The sequence below is a fragment of the Pseudoalteromonas sp. bablab_jr011 genome, from assembly GCF_016464045.1.
Lineage (GTDB): Bacteria > Pseudomonadota > Gammaproteobacteria > Enterobacterales > Alteromonadaceae > Pseudoalteromonas > Pseudoalteromonas lipolytica.
On sequence record NZ_JACDWU010000270.1, the window covers coordinates 1 to 276 of the forward strand.

The window sequence follows — 276 nt, forward strand, 5'->3', positions numbered from 1 at the left end:
ACCACCAATGCTCGCGCCATACGCGATAGATAGTAATAATGCTTTGCCAAATTGGTCGTTATCAGGATTAGATTGCTTTACTAACATCGTGATCGACATAGCAATCGGTAGCATCATCACCGCAGTGGCTGTATTTGACATATATGGACGCTCCCTTGAAGTCAAGACGAGCTAATGTATAAACATCAAAATTGATGCCTTTATTTTATTATCATGTATCTCATATCACAGTAATGATGCGTCACAAGCTTGCTGAAAAGCAAAGGTACTGACATA

At 39.5% G+C, this 276-nt stretch carries 1 pseudogene; it reads right to left on the bottom strand.

Annotation, left to right across the window (positions count from 1 at the left end):
* Nucleotides 1-144 (bottom strand): annotated as a pseudogene (locus JIG41_RS22900) (anion transporter); the annotation flags it as partial.
* Nucleotides 145-276: the final 132 nt, after the last annotated feature.